This window comes from Rhodococcus erythropolis NBRC 15567, from assembly GCF_001552595.1.
GTDB lineage: Bacteria > Actinomycetota > Actinomycetes > Mycobacteriales > Mycobacteriaceae > Rhodococcus_F > Rhodococcus_F erythropolis.
In genome coordinates, this window is the sequence record NZ_BCRM01000016.1 from 18,941 (window position 1) to 42,504 (window position 23,564).

A 23,564-nucleotide genomic window follows, 5' to 3' on the forward strand; every position below is an offset into this window, starting at 1 on the left:
TCGTGGGGGTCGATGAGCATGTCGGTGAATCTGGTCGATGACCTCGGACTGTCCGCAGAACCCGGATCGGAGTGAGTGCCAACGCGCAATGTGGGTTATAGGACAAACACCGATAGGCTGGCGGTCATGGCTGAGTTCATTTACACGATGAAGAAGGTGCGCAAGGCGCACGGTGACAAGGTCATCCTCGATGACGTCACGATGAGCTTTTACCCCGGCGCGAAGATCGGTGTCGTCGGACCGAACGGCGCTGGTAAATCCAGCATCCTCAAGATCATGGCCGGACTGGACCAGCCGGGCAACGGCGAGGCATTCCTGGCTCCGGGCGCGACCGTCGGCATCCTCATGCAGGAGCCGGAGCTCGACGAGACCAAGACGGTTCGCGAGAACGTCGAGGACGGTCTCGGAGAGACGATGGTCCAGCTCAAGCGGTACAACGAGATCGCCGAGCTGATGGCCACGGATTACTCCGACGAGCTCATGGAAGAGATGGGCGAGCTGCAGGAGAAGCTCGATCACGCAGACGCGTGGGAGATCGACTCGCAGCTCGAGCAGGCTATGGACGCCCTGCGCTGCCCCCCGCCGGAAGAGATGGTCACCCACCTCTCCGGTGGTGAGAAGCGACGCGTTGCGCTCTGCAAGCTGCTGCTGAGCAAGCCCGACCTCCTGCTCCTCGATGAGCCCACCAACCACCTCGACGCCGAATCTGTCCTGTGGCTCGAGCAGCACCTCGCTGCTTACCCCGGCGCAATCCTCGCCGTGACCCACGATCGTTACTTCCTCGATCACGTCGCGCAGTGGATCTGTGAAGTCGACCGCGGACGCCTGTACCCGTACGAGGGCAACTACTCCACCTACCTGGAGCAGAAGGCTGCACGCCTCGAAGTTGCCGGCAAGAAGGATCAGAAGCTGCAGAAGCGCCTCAAGGACGAGCTCGCATGGGTTCGTTCCGGCGCCAAGGCCCGCCAGGCCAAGAACAAGGCTCGTCTCGATCGCTACGAGGAAATGGCGAACGAAGCCGAGAAGACCCGCAAACTCGACTTCGACGAGATCCAGATCCCGGCACCGCCGCGCCTGGGTGACGTGGTCGTGGAGGTGTCGAACCTCGACAAGGGCTTCGACGGCCGCGTGCTGATCAAGGATCTTTCGTTCACGTTGCCGCGCAACGGAATTGTCGGCGTCATCGGCCCCAACGGCGTCGGTAAGACGACGCTGTTCAAGACCATCGTCGGTCTCGAGGAGCCTGACGCCGGTGAGGTCAAGATCGGTCAGACGGTCAAGCTGAGCTACGTCGACCAGAACCGTTCCGGAATCGACCCCAAGAAGACGGTCTGGGAGACCGTGTCCGACGGGCTCGATTTCATCGTCGTCGGCCAGACCGAGTTCCCCTCGCGCGCGTACATCAGCTCGTTCGGTTTCAAGGGCCACGATCAGCAGAAGCCGGCCGGCGTCCTCTCAGGTGGTGAGCGCAACCGCCTGAACCTGGCGATGACGCTCAAGCAGGGCGGCAACCTGATCCTGCTCGATGAGCCCACCAACGACCTCGACGTCGAAACCCTCGGCTCGCTGGAGAACGCTCTCGAAGAGTTCCCCGGCTGCGCCGTCGTGATCTCGCACGATCGCTGGTTCCTGGACCGGACCTGTACCCACATCCTCGCGTGGGAAGGTGGCTTCGGCGACAACGAGGCAGCTTGGTACTGGTACGAGGGCAACTTCGAGGGCTACGAGGCGAACAAGGTCGAGCGACTCGGCCCCGACGCCGCACGCCCGCACCGCGTGACTCACCGCAAGCTCACCAGGGACTGATCCGGTGTCCGACGTATACACAGCGCAGATCCAGGTCCGGTGGGGCGATTCCGACCGGTTGGGTCACGTCAACAACACGCGTTACGTCGAGTACATGCAGGAAGCTCGCATCCAGTTCCTGGAAGCGAAACTGGCGCCGCTCGGCGGCCGGCCGGGATACCTCGTGGTTCGAAAGATGACCATCGAGTTCCTCAAGCCGGTCACCGATCGGTCCGGTCCCTTGAACGTGGAGATCTTCACGACTCACGTCGGGACTTCCTCGTTCACGGTTCGGCACGTCATCCGTGACAACGCGGGTGTCGAATGCGCCTTCGGCGACGCGTTGATGGTCGGATTCGACACCGTGTCCGAAAAGTCCAGACCGCTGGCGGACAGCGAACGTGCGGTGCTCGAAGCATCGCTTGTTCAGATGACGACATCGTAGATTTCGTTTCTCAGTTCACCCTAGGTACTGGTTGCCGCGGCTAGTCTCGAGTCAGAGATTGGTCGCGGCGATCAGAACCCACAAGGATGTGAGCCAGGAATGACAGACCGTGTACGGCAGCAGGGCACAGGCCTCGACGAAGCGACGTTGTTGACGCGTCTTCGCGAGGCCTTTTTCACGCACATCGACGAGGGTGACAGCGACGACGTCATCAACGGTCGATCGGATCGAGTCCTGCTCGCGCATCTCGCGCTCGGGAGGCAGCGGACGCCAGGCACGGCCGTATGGCGTGTGTACCGCCCGTCAGGATCCGAGGGTCTCGGCGCTGCCGTCCAGATCGTCACCGACGACATGTCGTTGCTCGTCGAGTCCGTTACCGCGATGCTCAACCGACAAGGCGTGGGAATCAGTCAATTCGCCCATCCGATCCTGACGGTTGAACGCGACAACGCGGGCAATCTGATTTCCTTGGGCGACAGCGGTATCCAAGAATCCTGGATGCACGTCCAGTTGGACTCCGAAGTCGAGGATTCCGATCTCGACGCGATCGAAGCCCACCTCGGCAAAGTGCTCGCGGACGTCCGCCAGGTGGTTGGTGATACCCCGGACATGAAGGCACTGCAACTGCGCGTTGCCGACGAGTTGGAGAGTGCTGCAGAAACTGCCTCCGGGAGGATCACCCCCGAAGAATTCTCCGATACCGCTCGGCTGCTCCGGTGGATGGCGGACGGAAACTACGCCGTACTCGGATACCGGCGATTCGAGGGCACGAAGGACGGCTCACGCACGGTCGCCGGCAGCGGGCTCGGCGTGCTGCGCTCCGACGCGGTCACCGAAGGCCCGATGAGTTTGCCTCCAGTTGCAGATCTCCCGGATCGACCGCTTCTGGTCCTGACACAGGGATCGTTCCCCGCCACGGTGCACCGCGCTGTCTACCCGTACTTCGTGGGTGTCTCGATCCTCGACGACGAGGGAAACATCGTGGGGGAGCACAGATTCCTGGGTGTGTTCACCGTGGTCGCACTCCACGAGAACGTCCTCGCGATTCCTCTGATCGAGCGACGCGTCCGCGAAGTCATCGCGCGTGCCGGTGTCGACCTGCATTCGTACTCCGGGCAGGCGATGCTCGAGGTCATCCAGTCCTTCCCGCGCACCGAGTTGTTCTCGAGCGATGCCGAGACCTTGTTCGAGACCGTCCACGCCGTGCACAGCATCGGGCTGCGTCGACAGGTGCGACTCTTTGTCCGCGAGGACACGTTCGGACGGTTCGTATCCTGCTTGGTGTATCTGCCTCGCGACCGGTATACGACGCGGGTGCGACTGGCGATGCAAAACCTGTTGTGGCGCGAATTCGGCCCAGGCACAGTTGATTACACCGCCCGGGTTACCGAGAACGATCTTGCGCTGTTGCACGTGACGATCCGGCGCGATCCGGACAGTGAGCCGGTTCATCTGGATGTCTCCGAGGCCAACCGCGAGCGAGTTCAGGCCCTGCTGACCGAAGTCAGTCGCAGCTGGGACGACCGCATCAACGACCTTGTTCGCGACATTCCGGGTGTGGATCCGGAACTGGTGCAACGGTATTCGCGGGTACTTCCCGATGGATACAAGGAGGACTTCGAGCCGTCACGCGCGCTAGCCGACATCGCCAGACTCGAGGCCTTGGCGCCAGGCGCGATCGACGTACTGCTCTATCGCGCCGTGGACTCCGCGCCCGGTGCCTGGCGCTTCACGCTCTTCGTCGGCGGCGACGGTATCTCGTTGAGCCAGGTGCTACCGGTGCTGCAGTCACTCGGCGTCGAAGTTCTCGACGAGCGACCGCACGTCGTGCAGCGACTCGACGGCGTTCAGTGCTGGATCTACGATTTCGGATTGTCGGTACCGGCGGATCTTCGGGCGTCGGTCGAGATCGACCTCGATGCGCAGGTGCCACTCGAGACCAGTACCGCCCCGCTGACCGAGGTCCAGAAGCGATTCACGGCTGCATTCGGTGCAGTCTGGTTCGGCCGGGCAGAAGCTGACCGATTCAACGAGTTGGTGCTGCGGGCCGGAATGTCCTGGCGGCAAGCCGTGGTGCTGCGTGCTTACGCAAAGTATCTGCGCCAGGCCACATTTCCGTACAGTCAGTTCCACATCGAAGGAATCGCGCTTACGCACCCGCAGACCGCGTTTGCATTGGTGCAGTTGTTCGAGGCGATGTTCGACCCCGAGAAGCAGGACGACATCCGCGTCGCCGAATTGGACGAGCAGTTGCGTGCTTCCATCGACGAGGTACTCAGCTTGGATGCCGATCGCATTCTGCGTGGAATGTTCTCCTTGGTGAAGGCGACCTTGCGTACCAATTTCTACGTCGTCGACGCCGAAGGCCGCTCTCGCGACTACCTGTCGGTCAAGCTCGATCCCTCGCGGATCAGCGAGTTGCCCAAGCCGCGGCCGGCTTTCGAGATCTACGTGTACTCACCCGAGGTCGAAGGCGTCCACCTGCGATTCGGCGCAGTAGCGCGCGGCGGACTCCGCTGGTCCGACCGGCGCGAGGATTTCCGCACCGAGGTGCTCGGCTTGGTGAAGGCTCAGGCCGTCAAGAACGCGGTGATCGTGCCGGTCGGCGCCAAGGGCGGCTTCGTCGTGAAGAATCCGCCTCTGCCGACGGGTGATCCGGCCGCTGATCGAACGGCGACGCTGGAAACCGGCAAAGCCTGCTACACCACGTTCATCTCCGGATTGCTCGACATCACCGACAACGTGCACGCGGCCACCGGCGAAGTTGTGACGCCGGATCGAGTGGTGCGCAAGGACGATCAGGATCGCTACCTGGTGGTCGCCGCGGACAAGGGCACGGCGACGTTCTCGGATCTCGCGAATTCGGTTGCCGCCAAGTACGACTTCTGGCTCGGCGACGCGTTTGCCTCCGGTGGCTCCGTGGGATACGACCACAAGGGCATGGGAATCACCGCTCGCGGCGCCTGGGAAAGCGTCAAGCGGCACTTCCGCGAACTCGGGGTCGACACGCAGACGCAGGATTTCACGACGGTAGGCGTCGGCGACATGAGCGGAGACGTGTTCGGCAACGGAATGCTCCTCAGTCGGCACATCCGTCTGGTGGGCGCGTTCGACCATCGACACATCTTCCTCGATCCGAACCCGGATGCAGCGAGCTCGTTCGTCGAACGTCAACGACTTTTCGAGTTGCCACGGTCGTCGTGGGCCGACTACGACAAGAGCCTGATCAGTGAAGGTGGCGGCGTCTGGGACCGCACGGTCAAGTCGGTTCCGATCGCCGAAAGCGTCAGGATCGCACTGGGTCTGGCCGAGGGGGTCACGAAGCTCTCGCCGCCGGAATTGATGCAGGCGATTCTGTCGGCACCGGTGGATCTGCTGTGGAACGGCGGAATCGGTACATACGTCAAGGCTTCGACCGAGACTAACGCGCAGGTCGGAGACAAGAGCAACGACGCGGTGCGAGTCGACGGTCAAGACCTGCGGGTCAAGGTGATCGGTGAGGGCGGCAACCTCGGCGTGACTGCTCTGGGACGAATCGAGTTCAGCGCCAACGGCGGTCACATCAACACCGACGCCATCGACAACTCGGCCGGCGTCGACTGCTCCGATCACGAAGTGAACATCAAGATCCTTCTCGATTCGCTCGTGCGTTCGCAGTTACTGCCGACTCAGGAACGGAATCCGTTGCTGGCGTCGATGACCGACGACGTGGCGGCGCTGGTGTTGGCGGACAACATCGCCCAGAACGCGCTGCTCGGAATCTCCCGCGTGACCGCGCCGCAGATGCTCGGTGTTCACCGCCGTCAGTTGACGGATCTGACCAAGGCACGTGGACTTGACCGCAAGCTCGAGGCGTTGCCGACCGACAAGGAGATCGAGCGTCGCCTCGAGGCCGGTGTGGGTCTGACGTCGCCGGAATTGGCGACGCTGACGGCGCACGTGAAGCTTTCACTCAAGGACGATCTGCTCGCAACCGAGTTGCCGGACAACGATTTCTTCGCCCAGCAGATCCCGCAGTACTTCCCGACCGCTGTTCGCGATCGGTTCGAAACAGAGATCAAGGCACACCCGTTGCGGCGGCAGATCGTCGCGACGATGCTCGTGAACGAAGTGATCGACAACGGCGGAATCACGTACGCCTACCGCCTGGCCGAGGAGACCGGAGCGAGCAGTACGGACTCGATCCGCGCGTACGCCGCTGTGCGAGAGGTCTTTGCGCTCGACGAGGTGTGGTCGCGAATCCGGTCGGCCGGCGTCAGTGCAGAGATCGAAAACGAGCTGATCGTGGAGTCATGCCGCTTGCTCGACCGCGCGTCGCGGTGGTTCCTGGCCAATCGGCCCCAGCCGATCGCGGTCGGCGCCGAAGTTGCGCGCTACTCGGCAGCGTATCGGGCGACGGCGCCGCTGGTTCCGGGGCTGCTCGCCGGCCACCAGCTCGACGATCTGCTCGTGCGCGCTCAATCCGTGATCGATCGCGGGGCTCCGGAAGCGTTGGCGCTGGACGTGTTCCGACTGCTCGACGTCTACTGCCTGCTCGACATCGCGGATATCGCCGACATCGCAGATCACGACATCACCGAAGTCGCGGAGCTGTACTACGCCTTGGACGCGCATCTGGGAATCGACTGGCTGCTGAGCGCGGTCTCGGGACTCGAGCGCGGCGATCGCTGGCACTCGCTTGCTCGGCTCGCGTTGCGAGACGACCTCTACAGTTCGCTGCGGCAGCTGACGATGGAGGTTCTGGCCGGCGGCGAGCCGGGGGAGTCGCCGCAGGAGAAGATCGACGAATGGGAATCGACCAACGCCTCGCGGCTGAGTCGGGCGAGGGCAGCTCTCGTCGAGATCTTCGAGTCTGGGACGCTTGACCTCGCGACGCTCTCGGTGGCGGCGCGTCAGGTTCGTAGCATGGTGCGCAGCATGGGCACCCGATCGGAGGTAGGACGTTGAGCGAAGGATTCCACGCCGAAGTTGTGGTTCGGTGGTCCGACATGGATGCCTTCCAGCACATCAACCACGCACGGATGGTGACGTTGCTCGAAGAGGCGCGGATTCCTTGGTTGTTCGAAGACTCGCGTCCAACGGTCACCCTGCGTGACGGGGCTGTGATTGCCGATCTCCATGTGCGGTACCGCGGGCAACTGCGGCACGACGATTCACCGCTCGATGTCTTCATGTGGGTGGAAAAGGTTCGCGCGGTGGACTTCACCATCGCGTACGAGGTTCGCCCCCGCGGCGCCGATCTCAGCGTCCCGCCGTCCATCGTGGCATCGACTCAGATCGCGGCCTTCGATATCGACACTCAACGTCTGCGCCGCCTCAGCGGGCCCGAGCGGGAGTACTTGGAGAGCTGGCAACGTGCATGAACGTGTCCTGACCGTGCCCGAGGAGGCCGAGCGAAAGAACTTGGCCGGCTTCATCGGTCACGCCTTGCGTTTGGACGAGTCCGCGGTCATCCGAATGCGCCGACGCGGCGATGCGCACCTGAGCGTCTGGGCGTCAACGGGTTTCGACGCTCTGGCGACGCGAACCGTGGCGGGCACCATCAACCCTGACGACACGTCGGCTGCCGGCGATCAGTTGCTCTCGGCGGTGGAGCAGGCAACAAGTGAGCTGATCGATCCGGGGTTCGCCATGGATTCGGCATGGCGTGGGGCGTTGCCGCCGATGGACGGCTTCGAGCACCTGGACGACGTACCCGCCCGGGTGCTGATCGAACTGGCGCAGCGGGGCAACGCCTTGGCGCTCGAGCATGGAAGTAGTCACGGGCCGCCGGCGTCGTTGCTCGATCAGGACGTGCTCGAGGTCAGTGGTCCGTCAGGCACGGTCGGGATCTCGATGCGAGTTATTTTTGCCTTGACCGCAATGGGATTCGTTCCGCACGCCGGATCCGAAGCGATGACTGCGGACATCGATCTCGAACAGATCGACGCGTCGGAACTGGTTCGGGTGCGGGCGAGTCGATCGTGGGTGCGCCTCGATGCACGGTTTGGTTCGATCTACCGTCACCGCGGTGGTTCGATACCGCTGATGGTTGCGCGGTAGGAGTTCAGGCGACGGCCACCACCACCGCGATGGGGCCGCCGCCTGACGACGTGCGAGAGTGTTCGGTCAGATCAGCCACGCCGCAGCGTTGACGGGCAACTGACCGTCGACGAGTGGTGCGCTGCTCAACAGCAGCTGCCCGCTCGGCAGTGCGATCGGCACCTCCGTGGTGTTGAGAGCACAGATCAGACCGCCGCGTCGACGGAAAGCGAGGCAGCCGGGGGGACTGCCGTACCAATCGATGTCGGTGCCGGAAAACTCCGGCCTGGCGCTACGAAGTTCGAGGGCGGCGCGATACAGCGAGAGCATTGAGTCGACGTCCTCGATCTGAGCCTCCACGGTGAGCGTCGACCACTCGGCCGGCATCGGCAGCCAGGTGCTCGCACCGGTGGTGAATCCGAAAGGCGGCTCGGTTCCTTCCCAGGGAAGGGGCACTCGACAGCCATCGCGTCCTCTCTCGGCATGCCCGGATCGTTCCCAGACCGGGTCCTGTAGTGCATCGTCGGGCAGGTCGACGTTCGGCAGGCCGAGTTCGGCTCCGTTGTAGATGAAGCTCGCGCCCGGAAGCGCCAACTCGACGAGGATCATCGCCCGTGCGCGTTGCGTTCCGATCTCGCCCCCGCCGTAGCGCGTGACTTCACGTTCGACGTCGTGATTCGACAGTGTCCACGTGGGCACACCCCCGACCTCGGCGACGGCCGCGAGGGAGTTCTCCACGGCCTCTCGGACGGACTCGGCGGAGAATTCGGTTTCTGCAAGCCGGAAGTTGAATCCGAGATGCAGTTCGTCTGGCCGGATGTATTCGCCGAACTTCTGGTTGTCCTTCACCCAGATCTCGCCGACGGTCATCGCCTCCGGGAACTCGTCCATGACCTTGCGGATGCCGCGGTGGATTTCGTGAACTGCCGGATTGTTGAACCGCGGGTCGTCGTCGGAATTGCGCATGAGCTCGTTGAGCTCCCAGTCGTGGTCCGGCAAACCGTCCGGCTTGGCCATTCCGTGGGCCACGTCGATGCGGAATCCGTCGATTCCGCGCTCGAGCCAGAAGCGCAGAGTCTTGGCGAGGTCGTCGAAGACCTCGGGGTTGTCCCAGTTCAGGTCCGGCTGTTCCTTGGCGAAGATGTGCAGGTACCACTGGCCGGGTGTTCCGTCGGCTTCGCTGACGCGGGTCCATGCCGGGCCGCCGAAGATGCTCGGCCAGTTGTTCGGCGGTTCGTTGCCGTTTTCACCTTTGCCGTCTCGGAAGATGTAGCGGGATCGCTCCGCAGAACCTGGCGCCGACGCCAGGGCTGCCTTGAACCACTCGTGCTGATCACTCGTGTGGTTCGGGACCAAGTCCATGGTGACCTTGATTCCGCGCTCGTGGGCTGACGTGATCAGCGAATCCATCGTCGCCAGATCACCGAACAGGGGATCGATGTCGCGAGGATCCGAGACGTCGTAGCCGTGGTCTGCCATCGGTGACTTCATCACCGGGCTCAACCAGATCGCGTCGATGCCGAGCAGCTCGAGGTAGCCGAGTTTCTCCTCGACTCCGCCGAGGTCGCCGATACCGTCACTGCCCGAATCGGCAAAGGAACGCGGATAGATCTGATAGAAGACCGCCTCGTTCCACCACGGGGCTTCGGGCCGGCTTACAGAGGACGAATCCGCGGGGGTGCTCACAGCAGTTCATAGTGCCAAACGTCTGGCACTCTCACGACTTGGACACGGCAAAAGCGTGACTCTTTACCTAGCCTTGGTGTACTTTGCATTCACGCGGTGACTCCATGTGGCAACTTTGGTGTTACTGCCGGGGGAGAAGTATCGAGAATACAACCAAGGGGGCTTGGCCTTGACTTTGTCGGCAATCGAAGCGGTCAGTTTGGATCACGTACTGCTCGACGATGATCCGATCAACCGGGACTGGATAATCTTCGGCACACCGGTTGCACGGTCGGCGCAATGGTCGGCGAGTAAAGACGGGACCACGACCACGCACGTCTGGGATTGCACGAAGGGGCGCTTCCGCTGGTACTTCCATGCGGACGAAATCGTGCACATCATCGAAGGGTCGGTCACCGTTCAGGGCGACGGAATCGCGAAACGAACCCTGGGCGTCGGCGATGCCGCACTCTTCCGGGCGGGCAGCTGGTCGGAGTGGGAGGTCGAAGAGTACGTGCGCAAGCACGCAATCTTGAGTTCTCCGCTACATCCCACGGTGTCGTTCGGGGTACGAGCGGCCCGCCGGATCGCGCGTGTGTTCAGGCCGAAGGCGAAGTAAACGGTCAGATGGCGGAGTTCACCATGGACGCAGCAGCCATCTCCATGTAGTCGATCAACTGCTTGCGGTGCACCGGGCTCAGGGTCTTCTCGTCGATGGACGCGATGGCGACGTGCATGCACCTAAGCCACGCATCACGCTCGATCGGGCCGATCACGAAAGGATTGTGGCGCATCCGCAGACGCGGATGCCCACGCTCCTCCGAGTACGTGTGCGGCCCGCCCCAGTACTGCTCGAGGAACATCCGCATCCGCCGCTCTGCCGGGCCGAGATCGGCCTCGGGGTAGAGCGGGCGCACAACCTCGTCCTTCGCGACTTCTTCGTAGAATCGCGCGGTGAGCTTGTGAAACGTCTCGGCTCCGCCGACGGCGTCGTAGAAGGTCTGCTGCACGTCGTGCTGTACGTCATTCATGGCAAGTTCCATTGTGCCTGACGGCCGTAGTGGTCGGTTTCCGGGTCGACGACGGTTGCATCGGGTCGGAATGCGTACCCATTCACCGGAAATTCACCGGCCGTCCTGGCAATTTTGTTCGAAATGGGAGTGCGTAACGCGATCATCCGTGGTCAACTTGGGGGCAGTCTCCCGGAGGTCGTATGAAGAACCGACATGCTGCACGCAATCACCGACAACTCCAGCCCACTAGCGCGCGGAACGACCACGCGTTAGGGGCTGTTCTGGAAGTTGTTCCTGACGGGTTCGCGCACACTGCTGACCCACTCTTTTCCGAAGAGCATTCTCACCTCGAGATGTTCCCTCCCGATCGCGTTGTGCCCGAGTGGGTAAAACGTCGGGTGCTACTGCTCAACGTCACGTACGAACCGCTGACCGCCCTTCCTGCCAGGCGCGCGGTCGTACTGATGGCCTGCGGCAAGGCCGATACCGTCCACGAGGACGAACAAGGCCCGGTAGTCCATTCTGCGGACTGGTCGGTGCAGGTTCCCTCGGTCATTCGATTGCGCACCTACGTGCGCGTTCCGTATCGCGCCCGCATCCCCATGACCCGTGCCGCACTGATGCATCGTGACCACTTCCGATGTGCGTACTGCGGAGCCAAAGCCGAAACCATCGACCACGTCGTTCCTCGCAGCCGAGGTGGCGGGCATTCGTGGGAGAACTGCGTCGCGTGCTGTGCCCCCTGCAATCACCGCAAGGCCGACAAGATGCTCAGCGAACTCGGATGGACTCTCCGTGCGGAATTGGTTCCGCCGTCCGGACCGCATTGGCGTCTGCTCGCGGCGACCAAGGAATTGCATCCGGCGTGGATGCCGTATCTCGGCGTGGGCGCAGCCTGAGCTATGTGTCGGCGTGGGCGCAGCCTGAGCGGCGTTCTGTCGTCGCCGAAACGAAATTGCCCGAGAATTTGTGGCCCTGACGCTTTCCTTCCTGGCGTTCTGGGCTACGTTATCTGGTGTGAGCATTCTCGAGGTAGTACTGATATACGTTGGGATTCCGGCCTTGATCACCGCGTTCTTCGCGGCTGCGTCCTTCCTCGGGAAGAAGACGCCGGGACCGGTTCCGCCGGCGTTCCATCTCGGTGAGTCGTGGGATCACGCTCCCGTGCTGTGGAGTGCTGTCGACGAAGTCACCGTTCGCGGTGGCCATCACGGCAGTGCACACGCAATCGAAGCCGGTTCGGCTGATCTGATCGGAGGGTCCGCAAGTGGCAAGTGGTGATCATTCGACCGCGCTCGCAGTAGCGCCCGAGGACCTGCCCGTCGGCAGCGTCGTCACGTCCAGCGGACGCGTTTCCGGTGTGCACCGCATAGGCGAGCCGTTCACCGACGATCTTCCGTTCGAGACCATGGACCTGGTCGCGCTCGACGTCGCGATGACCGAAGCGACGCGGGCCACCAAGGTGCGATTCAACGCCTACATCGGTGATCTCGGTTCTGATCCGGCAGCGGGTGCCGACGCACTGTTCCCGACCACGCCCGAAGCCGAGCGTTCCGTGCTGATCGCCGTCTCGCCCAACCAGCGCACCGTCGAGGTACGCAGCGGGCGGGCAATCGCCGATCGGGTCACTGATCGCGTTACCCAGCTCGGAGCAACGGCAGCTGTTGCATCCTTCAGTGAAGGCAACCTGATCGACGGACTGATCAGTGCCATCCGCGTTATGGCAGCCGCAATTTCAGCGCCGTAACTGTTTGTCAGACGCAGGCCGGTGCCCGCGTCGATTCGTGAGAATCGACGCGGGCACCGGCCTTTCGCATGTCAGCTCGCGTCGAACTTTCGTGCTGCCAGTGAACGAACCACACCGGCCTGGCCTTCGACGACCAGACGACGTAACGCGGGAGGGATGTCGCCCTCGAGGAATCGGTCTGCCGCCGCGACGGATTCTGCGGAGATCGACCACGCCGGGTACAGCCCGATGACGACGGTCTGTGCCACTTCGCTCGAGCGTCGTTCCCACACCGCCGCGATGTCGGCGAAGTAACGGGAGACGAAGGGTTCGAGCAATTCGTCCTGGCCTTCGCGAGCGAACCCGCCGATGATCGATCGTGCGGTGATGTTGGGCACCGAGTCGTCGCCGACGACCTTCGCCCAGACCTCTTCCTTGACAGCAGCCTGCGGACGTCCGGCCGCGGCCGCCGCGGCTTGACGAGCGCCCGCAGCGGTCGGGTCACGATGGGCTTCGGCGTCGATGAACGGAGTTGCGGTTCCTTCGGCGTCGATCTCACCGGCAGCTGCCAGTGCCCCGACGATGCGCCAGCGCAGGTCCGTGTCGACGATCAGGCCGTCGAGCCCAACGGTGGAGGGATCGGCGTCGAGCAATTCGCGCAGTACCTCGGTGTGCCACGGGGAGAGTGCTGCACCGGTGAGTGCGTTGACGAATGCCAGCTGGTGGTCGGACCCGGCCTCTGCCTCACGTGCGAGTTCGAGCAACCGATTGGCGAAGCTCGCCGCACCTTCGGCCTCGGCCCAGGCCGGATCTGCGTAGGAGCCGATGGCGGTTTGGGCTTGGAGCAAGAGACGTTGCACCACACCGACTTCGGTCTCCGAACTGATGCCGCGCTCGACCAGCGCGACGAAGTCGCGTGCCTTCAGTTCGGCCTGACGGGTCATTTCCCACGCCGCCGACCAGACCAGGGTGCGGGGGAGTGAGTCGGTGATGTCGCCGACCCGCTCGATCGCCGTCGCCAAAGATTCGGGATCGAGTCGCACGGAGCCGTAGGTGAGATCGTCGTCGTTGACCAACACGAGTGCACCGCGGGCGACGCCGACAAGTTCGGGGACATCCGTGCTTTCCACAGCATCGAGGTCGAGTTCGACGCGATGGCTTCGCACCAACTTGCCGTCGACGTCGTCGTAGATGCCGATGGCGATCCGGTGGATTCGCCGCTCGCCGGCGCCTGGTGCCGCACCGTCCTGCAGGACGGCGAAGCGGGTGAACTTTCCGTCTGCGTCGACATCGAAGTCGGGGCGCAGGATGTTCAAACCGGTGGTCTTGAGCCACTGTCGACCCCAGTCGGAAAGGTCACGGCCCGAGGACTTTTCGAGTGAGCCCAGCAGATCGTCGAATGTTGCGTTTCCGAATGCATGCTCACGGAAGTACTCACGCAGTCCGGCGAGGAACGGCTCGAGTCCGACGTATGCGACCAACTGCTTGAGGACGCTGGCGCCCTTCGCGTAGGTGATGCCGTCGAAGTTGACCTCGACGGCAGCCAGGTCCGGAATGTCCGCGGCAATCGGGTGCGTCGACGGCAACTGATCCTGGCGGTATGCCCACGACTTCTCGACGTTGGCGAACGTCGTCCAGGCGTTCGTGTACTCCGTGGCCTCGGTCTGGCACAGGACCGAAGCGAAGGTCGCGAACGACTCGTTGAGCCACAGGTCGTCCCACCACGCCATCGTGACGAGGTCGCCGAACCACATGTGCGCCATTTCGTGCAGCACCGTCTCGGCACGACGCTCGTACGAGTAGCGGGTCACCTTGGAGCGGAAGACGTAGTCCTCGAGGAAGGTCACGGCGCCGGCATTCTCCATCGCGCCCGCATTGAATTCGGGGACGAAGAGCTGGTCGTACTTGCCGAAGGCATAGGGAACACCGAAGTTGCGGTGGTAGAAGTCGAATCCCTGCTTGGTCTCGGTGAAAAGCCGCTCCTCGTCCATGAACTCGGCCAGCGAAGCGCGGCAGAAGATTCCGAGCGGGATGTCGCCGTGCTCGTCGGAGTAGTTGTCGGTCCACTGCGCGTAGGGACCGGCGATGAGCGCCACCAGGTACGTGCTCATCTTCGGGGTGGTCCGGAAAACGTGCTTGCCGGGATCGGCGGCGAGGGTCTCGACGACCGCGGAGTTGGAGATGACCTTCCACGACGTGGGAGCGGTGACGCGGACGTCGAACGTCGCCTTCAGATCGGGCTGATCGAAGCACGCGAACATGCGCTTGGCGTCAGCCGTCTCGAACTGTGAGTAGAGGTAGACGGCGTCATCGGTCGGGTCGACGAATCGGTGCAGCCCCTCGCCGGTGTGGGAGTAGATGCAATCGGCCTCGATGACCAACTCGTTGTCGGCAGCGAGGTCGGGAAGGCTGATGCCCGTCGACTCGTCGTAGTCGGAGACGTCGAGTGCGGTGCCGTTGAGGACCGCGGAATGGACTCGGGCCGCGACGATGTCGATGAAGCTGCTTGCTCCGGCCGTAGCCGTGAACGTGACGGTGGTCTTCGAAGAGAACGTCTCCTCGCCGGGTGCGTCGTTGCCGTCGGTGAGATCGAGTTCGATCAGATAGTTCTCGACGGTCAGGATTGCTGACCGTTGCGCTGCGGTTTCGCGTGTCAGGTTCGGTGCGACCACAAAGATCTCCTCGTAGATGGTGCGGATCTATTACGTCCATCCCATCACGAAGAGAACGGCTCTACTCAAGCGGACACTTCTGCCAACGGAATCTCCGGATCGGCCAGCCGCTCCGGATCGACAGGACGCGAAGAGGCGACCAATTCCTTGATGGCGTCACCGGCATCCCAGATGTTCACGTTCATGCCGGCGAGCACCTTGTTCGCGGAATCGAGCCAGAAGGCCAGGAACTCGCGCTTGTCGACATCGCCGCGAGTGACGACACGGGAGTAGCCGCCGTGCGGCGCGTGACCCACGTATTCCATCCCGAGGTCGTACTGATCGGTGAAGAAATACGGCATGCGCACGTACTCGGCGGGCCGACCCAACATGGTGTCTGCGGCGGTCTCGGGTTGGTTGAGTGCGTTTGCCCAGTGCTCCACCCGAATTCGTGCATTCAGAATCGGATGCTGTGCGGCCGCGATGTCGCCTACTGCAACGACGTCGGGGTCGCTGCTCTGCAGACCGGCGTCGACGAGAACTCCGTTGTCGACGTCGATACCCGCCTCCGACGCCAACTCGGTGTTCGGCAACGCGCCGACAGCAATCAACACGGCGTCGGCCGGAATCACGGTGCCGTCGCTCAAAGTGACGCCGGCGGCGTGATCGCCGTCGACAGAGATTGCGCTGACGTCCGTGCCAGTGCGCAAGTCGACGCCGTTCTGGCGGTGCAGAGCGGCGAAGACCTCACCCATTTCCGGGCCCAGGGTCGATTCGAGCGGAAGGCCGGCATGCTCGAGCACGGTGACATCGACGTCGAAACCGCGAGCCGACGCGGCAATTTCGAGACCGATCCAGCCGGCACCGATCACGACGAGCTTCTTGTCGGCGGCCAGGGTGCGCAGTAGCGCAGCGGCTTGATCGACTGTTCGCACGTAGTGAACGCCCTCGGCGTCGGACCCCGGGATGTCGAGGCGCCGCGAACGTGAGCCGGTGGCCAAGGCGAGCTTGTCGTAGCTGATCGTGGAACCGTCCGGAAGTGACACGGTGTGCGCAGCGGGGTCGATGGCCGTTGCCGTCGTTCCCGGACGAAGATCGATGTGATGGTCGCGGAACCACTCGCCGTCGTGGACGGTGAATTCGGGGAGTGTCTTCTTGCCTGCGAAGAACTCTTTCGACAGCGGCGGCCGCTCGTACGGAAGGTGGTCTTCTTCGCTCAATACGGTGATCTCACCGTCGAAATCTCTGTCACGCAGGGCTTCTGCGATCTTTGCGCCCGCGAGCCCGCCGCCGACGATCACGAATCTCCGGTTGGTGCTCATTACTGAACCACTCCTTCGTACTCGTTTCTTTTCGACACTACTGCGATCGGAAGGTGGTTCGGGGGAAAGCGCGGGAAGGATTACGGGTTCATGATTGTTGGCAGAACGGGAGTATGTCCCCGAACTGACAGAACCTGACCGACAAGAACTGATAGGGAGTTTCTTCGTGAGCGCAACCTCGAGTAAGACCACGGACACTGCTGACTTCTGGTTCGACCCGCTCTGCCCGTGGTGCTGGATCACCTCGCGCTGGATTCTCGAGGCCCAGCAGGTACGCGACATCGAGGCCAAGTTCCACGTGATGAGCCTTGCGGTTCTCAACGAGGGCCGCGACCTCCCCGACGAGTACCGCGAGATGATGACCAAGGCCTGGGGCCCGGTCCGCGTCGCTATCGCTGCAGCGCAGCTGAAGGGTGACGAGATCCTGCTGCCGCTGTACACGGCCATGGGTACGAAGATTCACAACGAGGGCAACAAGGACTTCGCCGACGTCATCAAGTCGTCGCTCGCCGAGGTCGGACTGCCGCCCGAACTGGCCGAGGCTGCCGACACCGACAAGTACGACGAGGCACTGCGTGAGAGCCACCACAAGGGCATGGACGCCGTCGGACCCGACGTCGGAACCCCGACGATCCATGTCAACGGCGTGGCGTTCTTCGGTCCCGTGCTGTCACGTATCCCGCGCGGCGAGGATGCAGGCAAGGTGTGGGACGGCGCCGTCGCGCTGGCCGGCTACCCGCACTTCTTCGAGCTCAAGCGGACCCGCAACGAGGATCCTCAGTTCGACTGAGCGGTAGTGAGCGCCGGATTTCGGTAGAGCTGACCGGGCCGGAAGAACAGATGTCCTGAGTGCGTGCGGTTGCGAAGCGCGGCCGCACGCCAGGTCAGCACCGGATGCGACGACAAGATGTTGACGAACCACGGGAAGAAACCGGATTCGAGTGTCGCGCGATCGGCGAGTTCGTCGAACCCGACCAGACCCACGAGATACTTTCCGGCGCCGAGGACACCCATTGCGCCCGGTGCGCCCTGTGGGCGCATGTGAAAACCGAAGTTGTCTGCCGTGTACTCCATGGAACGCGACAGCGAAGACCCGATCACCGGAATGTAGTTCGACGCGAACTGTCCCCACTGGCGCCAGTACGACGCATGCCCAGCAGCGATGTGGCCGACCTCGTGACCGATGATGAATGCGAGCGCATCGGGCTCGCGGGCCTGCCCACCGACCTCGAACAGGTCGCTGTAGACGACGACGAAACGCCGAAATCCGTGCCCTGACGCAAATGCGTTGATCCGTCCGTTCCCCAGTACGACGTAGGCATCCGGCGGAGTTTTCATGCCGAACCGTGCCGCGGCCTCGGCAACCAGCAGATACCCTTCCGGAAATTGCGAAGGCGTCATCTTGATTCCGTTGACCTGCTGCGATCCGTACAGCTGACCTCGCGCGAGGAACAGCAGGATCGGAGCCGCGAGCACCACGAGGATCCACGTCGACAGATCACCCGCAGCGATCAGAACGATCGCCACCACATAGGTGACGACTGTCGTCAGAACGGCGAGCACGAGTAGCGGGATTTCCCACGGGTGGCGAACCGCGTCACTGCCTGGTGACACACGAACGGCGGGTGCAGCGGCCTGGCCGTTGACGGGGTACATGGGCACCACGATAGGTGCGCTCGCGCGGCGATGCGTGTTCCTGAAAGTGTGACGTCGACCCGGGTGCGCCCGGCTGGTCGGGCCTGAGAGAATTGTCGCCATGCGCGTATACCTGGGTGCCGACCATGCCGGATTCGAACGTAAGAACGAGATCATCGAACACCTGAAAGCGAACGGCCACGAGGCTATCGACTGTGGTGCTCACGAGTACGACGCCGTGGACGACTACCCGGCATTCTGCATCGAAGCCGCAAAGCGTGTCGTTGCCGACGAGGGCAGCCTGGGAATCGTCCTGGGTGGCAGTGGCAACGGTGAGCAGATCGCCGCGAACAAGGTTCCCGGCGCACGGTGCGCTCTCGCTTGGAGCGTCGAAACGGCGAAGCTGGCCCGCGAGCACAACAACGCTCAGCTGATCGGCATCGGTGGACGTATGCATTCCCTCGAGGAATCGCTCGCCATCGTCGACGCTTTCCTCGCCACCGCATGGTCGGGTGAAGAGCGTCATCAGCGTCGTATCGACATCTTGTCCGAGTACGAGAAGACCGGCGTCGCACCGGCTCTGCCGCAGGCCTGATCCGAAAGTTGTTCCGTGCCTGAAGGTCATACCCTGCATCGACTGGCACGGTTGCATGCCCGCAAGTTCGTCGGTTCACCGGTCCGCGTCCTCAGCCCGCAAGGCAGATTCGCCGAGGACGCGCGTCTGGTGGACGGACATGTACTCACGTCCTCGGATGCCTGGGGGAAGCACCTCTGGCACACCTACGACAACGGATTGACAGTTCACGTACACCTCGGGCTGTACGGAAAGTTCACCGACTCCGCCCTGCCGATGGAAGAACCGGTAGGCCAGGTCCGGATGCGAATGGTCGGTGCCGATTTCGGCACCGACCTTCGTGGTCCCACCGCCTGCGAAGTCCTACTGCCGCCTCAGGTCGCCGCGATCGAGGCCAGACTCGGGCCGGACCCACTGCGCCGCGGCGCGGATCCACACCAGGCATGGGTGCGAATCTCCAAGTCCAAGAAGGCGATCGGCGCGCTGCTCATGGATCAAGCGGTCCTGGCGGGTGTCGGCAACGTCTATCGCGCCGAACTTCTCTTTCGTCACGGAATCAGCCCTGAACGACCGGGGAATCTCATCTCTCACGACGAATGGACTGCCATGTGGGCAGATCTTGTCGAATTGATGAAGGTTGGTGTCAGGCGCGGGAAGATGCACGTCGTTCGCGCCGAGCACGACAACGGTGATCCGGCGTACGCGAAGGATCGTCCGCGGACTTACGTTTACCGAAGAGCAGGATCGCCGTGCCGCGTGTGCGGCACACCGATCCTGCATTCCGTCATGGAGGCGCGAAACCTGTTCTGGTGCCCGGTGTGCCAGCCGGCTTAGAAGTCGAAGCCGCCGAAGTCTCCGCCGCCGAAATCGCCGCCTCCGAAGTCCCCGTAGTCGTTGCCTCCACCGTCTGCGGTGAAATCGGTGTTGTCGACACTTCCTTGTTCCGCGCCGGAGTCACCGGCGTCCATACCCTGATCTCCCGAGTCGCCCTGATCTCCCGAGTCACCCTGGTCTCCCGAGTCGCCGGCTCCCGTATCGCCACCCTGCGCGAAAGCTTCTGCGCCGTAAGGAACCCCGGCCATGCCGGAAAACATGGTCGAGAACAGCATCATCGAACCCAGACCCCAGGCGCCGGCGACGAGGGCAGGCTTCCACCAGGGTTCGGAGTACCAGCCGGCCGGGACCGGGCGTCCGGCGACTCGGCCACCGGGGTAGTAGTTGGGTGTGTGCGACGACGGATTGGGTGATGCCGCGACCTTGCGGCCCTCGAATTCGACCTCACGGTCTTCGGTGACCGAACCCGCAGCCTTCTGTCCGTCGATGGAAGGAACTTCCGGTCCCGGATCCATGCCCATTGCCACCCGCGCCGCGCGGATGTAGTAAAGCCCTTCCAGCGCAGTCTGTTTCGCGAGACGTGCCTGAACCGGCGTTGCTGCCTGATCGATCTGCGAGCCTGCGGCGTTGTACCGTTCGGCCGCGTCGGCGAGGGCTTGGCGCGACGCGTCGTCACTGCCGGTCAGGTTGTAGACCTGACCGCCGAGGCGTTCGATCGCCTGCCTGGCATCGGCTTTCGCGTCGTCGAGTTGTGTTGCGCTGTGGCCGGAACCGCGTTGCTGGCTTTTCATGACCAGAAATACGACTACGGCCAGAACGACGAGTATGAGAAGAATCGTGGTCACGAGTGGCCTCCCGAGCAGAATCGATCCGGACAACTCCAGGATACGGACCACAGGGGAGTGGCCTGAGTGCACAAAGTCTGAACACAAAAAATCCGCACCGGCCAGGCCGATGCGGATTTTTGTGGAGTTTCCCTCCTTATGGAGGGGATGACGGGAATCGAACCCGCGTGATCAGTTTGGAAGACTGAGGCTCTACCATTGAGCTACATCCCCGTGCATACGACAACTCGGGATCGCCGTGTTCGTCGTCTGCGATACGAAACTGTACCCAATGCCCCACCGGATTTCATAATCGGGGGGTTGGAGAAGTTCGATACCGTCGTTCACCTGGGGAATTGCCGAAATGCCCGGCGAGTCGGGGTGTCTTGCCTTGCGGCCCGGCTTCTGATTCCGGCTGTCATCACGTTTCGTTCAGCCAAGGCTGTATGTGGCGGCGGTCGGATGACATACTGACGGGGTCGGACAGGCGGGCCGTGTACAAACGACGGTCGGGTTCGTGAGAGAGTAGTGAGCGCGATAGGGTTGTGCGCGGTCACCGATGGTGGCTGCCTTTGTGGCCCGCTGTCTTTGTGGCCTCGGATGGCCGTATCGTGTGTTTCATGTGATCGGAAACGGGATGTAGCGCAGCTTGGTAGCGCATCCGCTTTGGGAGCGGAGGGTCGCAGGTTCAAATCCTGTCATCCCGACAAGTACGTACATGGCACTTCACCTCCAGTAAGTCCGGGAGTGAAGTGCCGCGCCAGACAGCAGTACCGAACACCTGCAGTACCGAACACACAGCAGTACCGATTCAACACAAGTTGTGAGCAAGACCAGACGAAGGAGCGAAGTTTCGTGAAGAGCACCGTCGAGCAGCTCAGCCCGACGCGAGTCCGTATCAACGTTGAGGTGCCCTTCGCGGAACTCAAGTCTGATTTCGACAAGGCCTACAAGGCCCTCGCGCAGCAGATTCGTCTCCCCGGCTTCCGTCCCGGCAAGGCTCCGGCTCGCCTCCTCGAAGCACGTGTCGGTCGCGGCGCTGTGCTCGAGCAGGTCGTCAACGACGCTCTGCCGTCGCGTTACTCCGAGGCTGTCACCAGCGTCGGCGTGAAGGCCATCGGCCAGCCCGAGATCGAGGTCACCAAGATCGAAGACGGCGAGCTCCTCGAGTTCACCGCCGAGGTCGACGTGCGCCCCGAGATCGAGCTCCCTGACTTCAGCTCCATCAACGTCGAGGTCGATCCGATCGAGATCACCGACGAAGCCATCGAAGAGCAGTTGCTTTCGCTGCGTCAGCGTTTCGGCACCCTCACCGGCGTCGACCGCGCAGTCGAGGACGGCGACTTCGTCTCCATCGACCTGTCGGCCACCGTCGACGGCGAGAACGTTGCCGAGGCAACCGCTAGCGGACTGTCGCACGAGGTCGGATCGGGCCAGCTCATCGAGGGCCTCGACGACGCCATCATCGGCCTCAAGGCGGGGGAGTCCAAGGACTTCACGTCGACGCTGGTCGCCGGCGAGTACGCGGGCAAGGAAGCTGTTGTCACCGTGACCGTGCAGACGGTCAAGGAGCGCGAGCTTCCGGCTGAGGACGACGAGTTCGCTCAGCTCGCCAGCGAGTTCGACACCCTGGAAGAACTGAAGGCTGACCTCCGCGAGCGCGTCGCACGCGTCCGCAAGGTCGAGCAGGCCGGTCAGATCCGCGACAAGGTTCTCGAGCAGCTGCTCGAGACCGTCGAGGTTCCGTTGCCGGAAGCCGTCGTCAAGGCTGAGGTCGATGCTGCACTGCACGACGCCGTTCACGGTCTCGATCACGACGAAGAGGCACTGAACAAGCTCCTCGAAGAGCAGGGCAGCAGCCGCGAAGAGTTCGACAAGGATGCCCAGGAAGCCGCTGAGCGCTCCGTCAAGACGCAGCTCTTGCTCGACTCGATCGCCGATGCGGGCAACGTCACCGTCGGTCAGGACGAGCTCACCGAGCGCATCCTGTTCCAGGCGCAGCGTTACGGCATGGCTCCTGAGCAGTTCATCCAGCAGATCCAGCAGGCCAACCAGCTCGGCGCCGTCTTCGCAGACGTCCGTCGTGGCAAGGCTCTCGCGTCCGTCGTCGAGTCGGCCGGTGTCAAGGACACCTCCGGCGCCGTTGTCGACACCGCTGAACTGTTCGGCAGCAGCGAGGACGAAACCGAAGCGGATGCGTCTGATTCCGCCGAGAGCGAAGACAAGTAAAAACGCAGGCGGACGGGTGTTTTCACCACGATCGACTGCACTGAGTTTTCCGCTTTGAGCGAAGTAGGGCGGCACCGGGACTCCGGTGCCGCCCTACTTCGTTACTGTCTGTGTCAGTAGAAGTGTTTCGCATAGACGATCCACCGCACAAGTAGATCCACATAGAAGGCAGGTACCGTGACTTCCAATCACCTGGAGACTTTGCAGAGTCCCGCCATGACTTCAGCGACCGCTGGGTTGAACCTCAGCGACTCGGTGTACGAGCGCTTGCTGCGAGAGCGCATCATTTTTCTCGGTACCCAGGTCGACGACGACATCGCCAACAAGCTGTGCGCGCAGATCCTGCTGCTCTCGGCCGAGGACCCGACGCGAGACATCTCGCTCTACATCAACTCGCCCGGTGGATCTGTCACCGCAGGTATGGCGATCTTCGACACGATGCAGTTCGCCGAGTGCGACATCGCCACCTTCGGTATGGGCCTTGCGGCGTCGATGGGTCAGTTCCTGCTCTCGGCAGGCACCAAGGGCAAGCGTTACGCACTGCCTCACGCCCGCATCATGATGCACCAGCCGTCCGCCGGTATCGGTGGTTCCGCCAGTGACATCGCGATCATGGCCGAGCAGTTCAAGCACACCAAGCGCGAAATGGCCGAGCTGATCGCTCAGCACACCGGCCAGACGGTCGAGCAGATCACCGCGGACTCCGACCGTGACCGTTGGTTCACGGCGAGGGAAGCTCTCGAGTACGGCTTCGTCGACCACGTCGTCTCCCGTGCGAATCAGGCCGGCGGCACCGGCAACTGAGCCGGTTCGTCCATCCTTTCGCTGCCCAATTCATAC

20 protein-coding genes and 2 tRNA genes are annotated in these 23,564 nt (G+C 62.8%); 15 read left to right on the forward strand and 7 right to left on the reverse strand.

Going from position 1 to position 23,564, the window contains the following annotated elements:
- Positions 1 to 126 precede the first annotated feature (126 nt).
- From ettA to RE4_RS19255, 5 genes are all read left to right on the forward strand, one after another.
- Positions 127 to 1,806, forward strand: a complete 1,680-nt coding sequence (gene ettA / locus RE4_RS19235) for an energy-dependent translational throttle protein EttA (protein WP_007730925.1) — start codon at positions 127 to 129, stop codon at positions 1,804 to 1,806.
- A gap of 4 nt (positions 1,807 to 1,810) precedes the next feature.
- Complete coding sequence (locus tag RE4_RS19240) at positions 1,811 to 2,230, forward strand: acyl-CoA thioesterase (RefSeq protein WP_019749099.1); 420 nt, start codon at positions 1,811 to 1,813, stop codon at positions 2,228 to 2,230.
- Between the two features lie 99 nt (positions 2,231 to 2,329).
- On the forward strand, positions 2,330 to 7,177 hold the full coding sequence (locus RE4_RS19245) for an NAD-glutamate dehydrogenase (protein WP_060939154.1): 4,848 nt from the start codon (positions 2,330 to 2,332) through the stop codon (positions 7,175 to 7,177).
- Complete coding sequence (locus tag RE4_RS19250) at positions 7,174 to 7,593, forward strand: acyl-CoA thioesterase (RefSeq protein WP_003944573.1); 420 nt, start codon at positions 7,174 to 7,176, stop codon at positions 7,591 to 7,593. The genes RE4_RS19245 and RE4_RS19250 overlap by 4 nt, the downstream gene beginning before the upstream one ends.
- Entirely contained in the window at positions 7,586 to 8,272 is a 687-nt protein-coding gene (locus RE4_RS19255) for a DUF8010 domain-containing protein (protein ID WP_020970006.1), read from the forward strand. The genes RE4_RS19250 and RE4_RS19255 overlap by 8 nt, the downstream gene beginning before the upstream one ends.
- Positions 8,273 to 8,338: 66 nt before the next feature.
- Here RE4_RS19255 and RE4_RS19260 read toward each other — a convergent pair whose 3' ends face one another.
- On the reverse strand, positions 8,339 to 9,937 hold the full coding sequence (locus tag RE4_RS19260) for a glycoside hydrolase family 13 protein (protein WP_060939155.1): 1,599 nt from the start codon (positions 9,935 to 9,937) through the stop codon (positions 8,339 to 8,341).
- A 163-nt stretch (positions 9,938 to 10,100) separates the two neighbouring features.
- Between RE4_RS19260 and RE4_RS19265 the strand changes: the two genes are divergently transcribed.
- Positions 10,101 to 10,535, forward strand: a complete 435-nt coding sequence (locus tag RE4_RS19265; protein WP_021344735.1) for a cupin domain-containing protein — start codon at positions 10,101 to 10,103, stop codon at positions 10,533 to 10,535.
- A gap of 4 nt (positions 10,536 to 10,539) precedes the next feature.
- Here RE4_RS19265 and RE4_RS19270 read toward each other — a convergent pair whose 3' ends face one another.
- Positions 10,540 to 10,947, reverse strand: a complete 408-nt coding sequence (locus RE4_RS19270; RefSeq protein ID WP_003944464.1) for a globin — start codon at positions 10,945 to 10,947, stop codon at positions 10,540 to 10,542.
- Between the two features lie 182 nt (positions 10,948 to 11,129).
- Here RE4_RS19270 and RE4_RS19275 point away from each other — a divergent pair, with 182 nt between their 5' ends.
- The 3 genes from RE4_RS19275 (at position 11,130) to RE4_RS19285 (ending at position 12,676) form a co-directional block, all read left to right on the forward strand.
- Complete coding sequence (locus RE4_RS19275; protein WP_020908239.1) at positions 11,130 to 11,828, forward strand: HNH endonuclease; 699 nt, start codon at positions 11,130 to 11,132, stop codon at positions 11,826 to 11,828.
- Between the two features lie 118 nt (positions 11,829 to 11,946).
- Complete coding sequence (gene ctaJ / locus RE4_RS19280) at positions 11,947 to 12,210, forward strand: aa3-type cytochrome oxidase subunit CtaJ (protein WP_007730943.1); 264 nt, start codon at positions 11,947 to 11,949, stop codon at positions 12,208 to 12,210.
- On the forward strand, positions 12,197 to 12,676 hold the full coding sequence (locus RE4_RS19285; RefSeq protein ID WP_019749092.1) for a DUF5130 domain-containing protein: 480 nt from the start codon (positions 12,197 to 12,199) through the stop codon (positions 12,674 to 12,676). Before ctaJ ends, RE4_RS19285 begins: the two co-directional genes overlap by 14 nt.
- Before the next feature lie 71 nt (positions 12,677 to 12,747).
- Here the strand turns inward: RE4_RS19285 and pepN are convergent, their stop codons facing one another.
- Both pepN and RE4_RS19295 read right to left on the reverse strand, forming a co-directional pair.
- Positions 12,748 to 15,327: an aminopeptidase N gene (gene pepN / locus RE4_RS19290; RefSeq protein WP_060939156.1), complete on the reverse strand. Its 2,580-nt coding sequence runs from the start codon at positions 15,325 to 15,327 to the stop codon at positions 12,748 to 12,750.
- A gap of 65 nt (positions 15,328 to 15,392) precedes the next feature.
- The gene (locus RE4_RS19295; RefSeq protein WP_020908238.1) at positions 15,393 to 16,628 is read right to left on the reverse strand and encodes an NAD(P)/FAD-dependent oxidoreductase; all 1,236 of its coding nucleotides are present in this window, start codon (positions 16,626 to 16,628) and stop codon (positions 15,393 to 15,395) included.
- Positions 16,629 to 16,794: 166 nt separating this feature from the next.
- Here RE4_RS19295 and RE4_RS19300 point away from each other — a divergent pair, with 166 nt between their 5' ends.
- Entirely contained in the window at positions 16,795 to 17,418 is a 624-nt protein-coding gene (locus RE4_RS19300; RefSeq protein ID WP_003944541.1) for a DsbA family oxidoreductase, read from the forward strand.
- On the opposite strand, the gene RE4_RS19305 is transcribed toward RE4_RS19300, so the two are convergent.
- Entirely contained in the window at positions 17,406 to 18,284 is an 879-nt protein-coding gene (locus RE4_RS19305; RefSeq protein ID WP_019749089.1) for a M48 family metallopeptidase, read from the reverse strand. The genes RE4_RS19300 and RE4_RS19305 overlap by 13 nt on opposite strands.
- 100 nt (positions 18,285 to 18,384) lie before the next feature.
- Between RE4_RS19305 and RE4_RS19310 the strand changes: the two genes are divergently transcribed.
- A complete protein-coding gene (locus tag RE4_RS19310) occupies positions 18,385 to 18,858 on the forward strand; it encodes a ribose-5-phosphate isomerase (RefSeq protein WP_003944571.1) in 474 nt (157 codons plus the stop codon).
- Between the two features lie 15 nt (positions 18,859 to 18,873).
- Positions 18,874 to 19,671 (forward strand): Fpg/Nei family DNA glycosylase, encoded by a 798-nt coding sequence (locus tag RE4_RS19315; RefSeq protein WP_060939157.1) that lies wholly within the window; start codon positions 18,874 to 18,876, stop codon positions 19,669 to 19,671.
- On the opposite strand, the gene RE4_RS19320 is transcribed toward RE4_RS19315, so the two are convergent.
- Both RE4_RS19320 and RE4_RS19325 read right to left on the reverse strand, forming a co-directional pair.
- Positions 19,668 to 20,462 carry a hypothetical protein gene (locus RE4_RS19320; protein ID WP_060939200.1) on the reverse strand — a complete coding sequence of 265 codons (795 nt, stop codon included), beginning with the start codon at positions 20,460 to 20,462 and terminating at the stop codon, positions 19,668 to 19,670. The two genes, RE4_RS19315 and RE4_RS19320, sit on opposite strands and share 4 nt — an antisense overlap.
- Before the next feature lie 193 nt (positions 20,463 to 20,655).
- Positions 20,656 to 20,729 (reverse strand) — tRNA-Gly (locus tag RE4_RS19325).
- Between the two features lie 399 nt (positions 20,730 to 21,128).
- Here RE4_RS19325 and RE4_RS19330 point away from each other — a divergent pair.
- The 3 genes from RE4_RS19330 (at position 21,129) to RE4_RS19340 (ending at position 23,528) form a co-directional block, all read left to right on the forward strand.
- A tRNA-Pro gene (locus tag RE4_RS19330) sits at positions 21,129 to 21,202 on the forward strand.
- A gap of 148 nt (positions 21,203 to 21,350) precedes the next feature.
- Positions 21,351 to 22,724, forward strand: coding sequence for a trigger factor (tig, locus tag RE4_RS19335; protein ID WP_060939158.1), 1,374 nt, complete (start codon positions 21,351 to 21,353; stop codon positions 22,722 to 22,724).
- Positions 22,725 to 22,940: 216 nt separating this feature from the next.
- The gene (locus tag RE4_RS19340; RefSeq protein ID WP_060939159.1) at positions 22,941 to 23,528 is read left to right on the forward strand and encodes an ATP-dependent Clp protease proteolytic subunit; all 588 of its coding nucleotides are present in this window, start codon (positions 22,941 to 22,943) and stop codon (positions 23,526 to 23,528) included.
- The last annotated feature ends 36 nt before the right edge of the window (positions 23,529 to 23,564 follow it).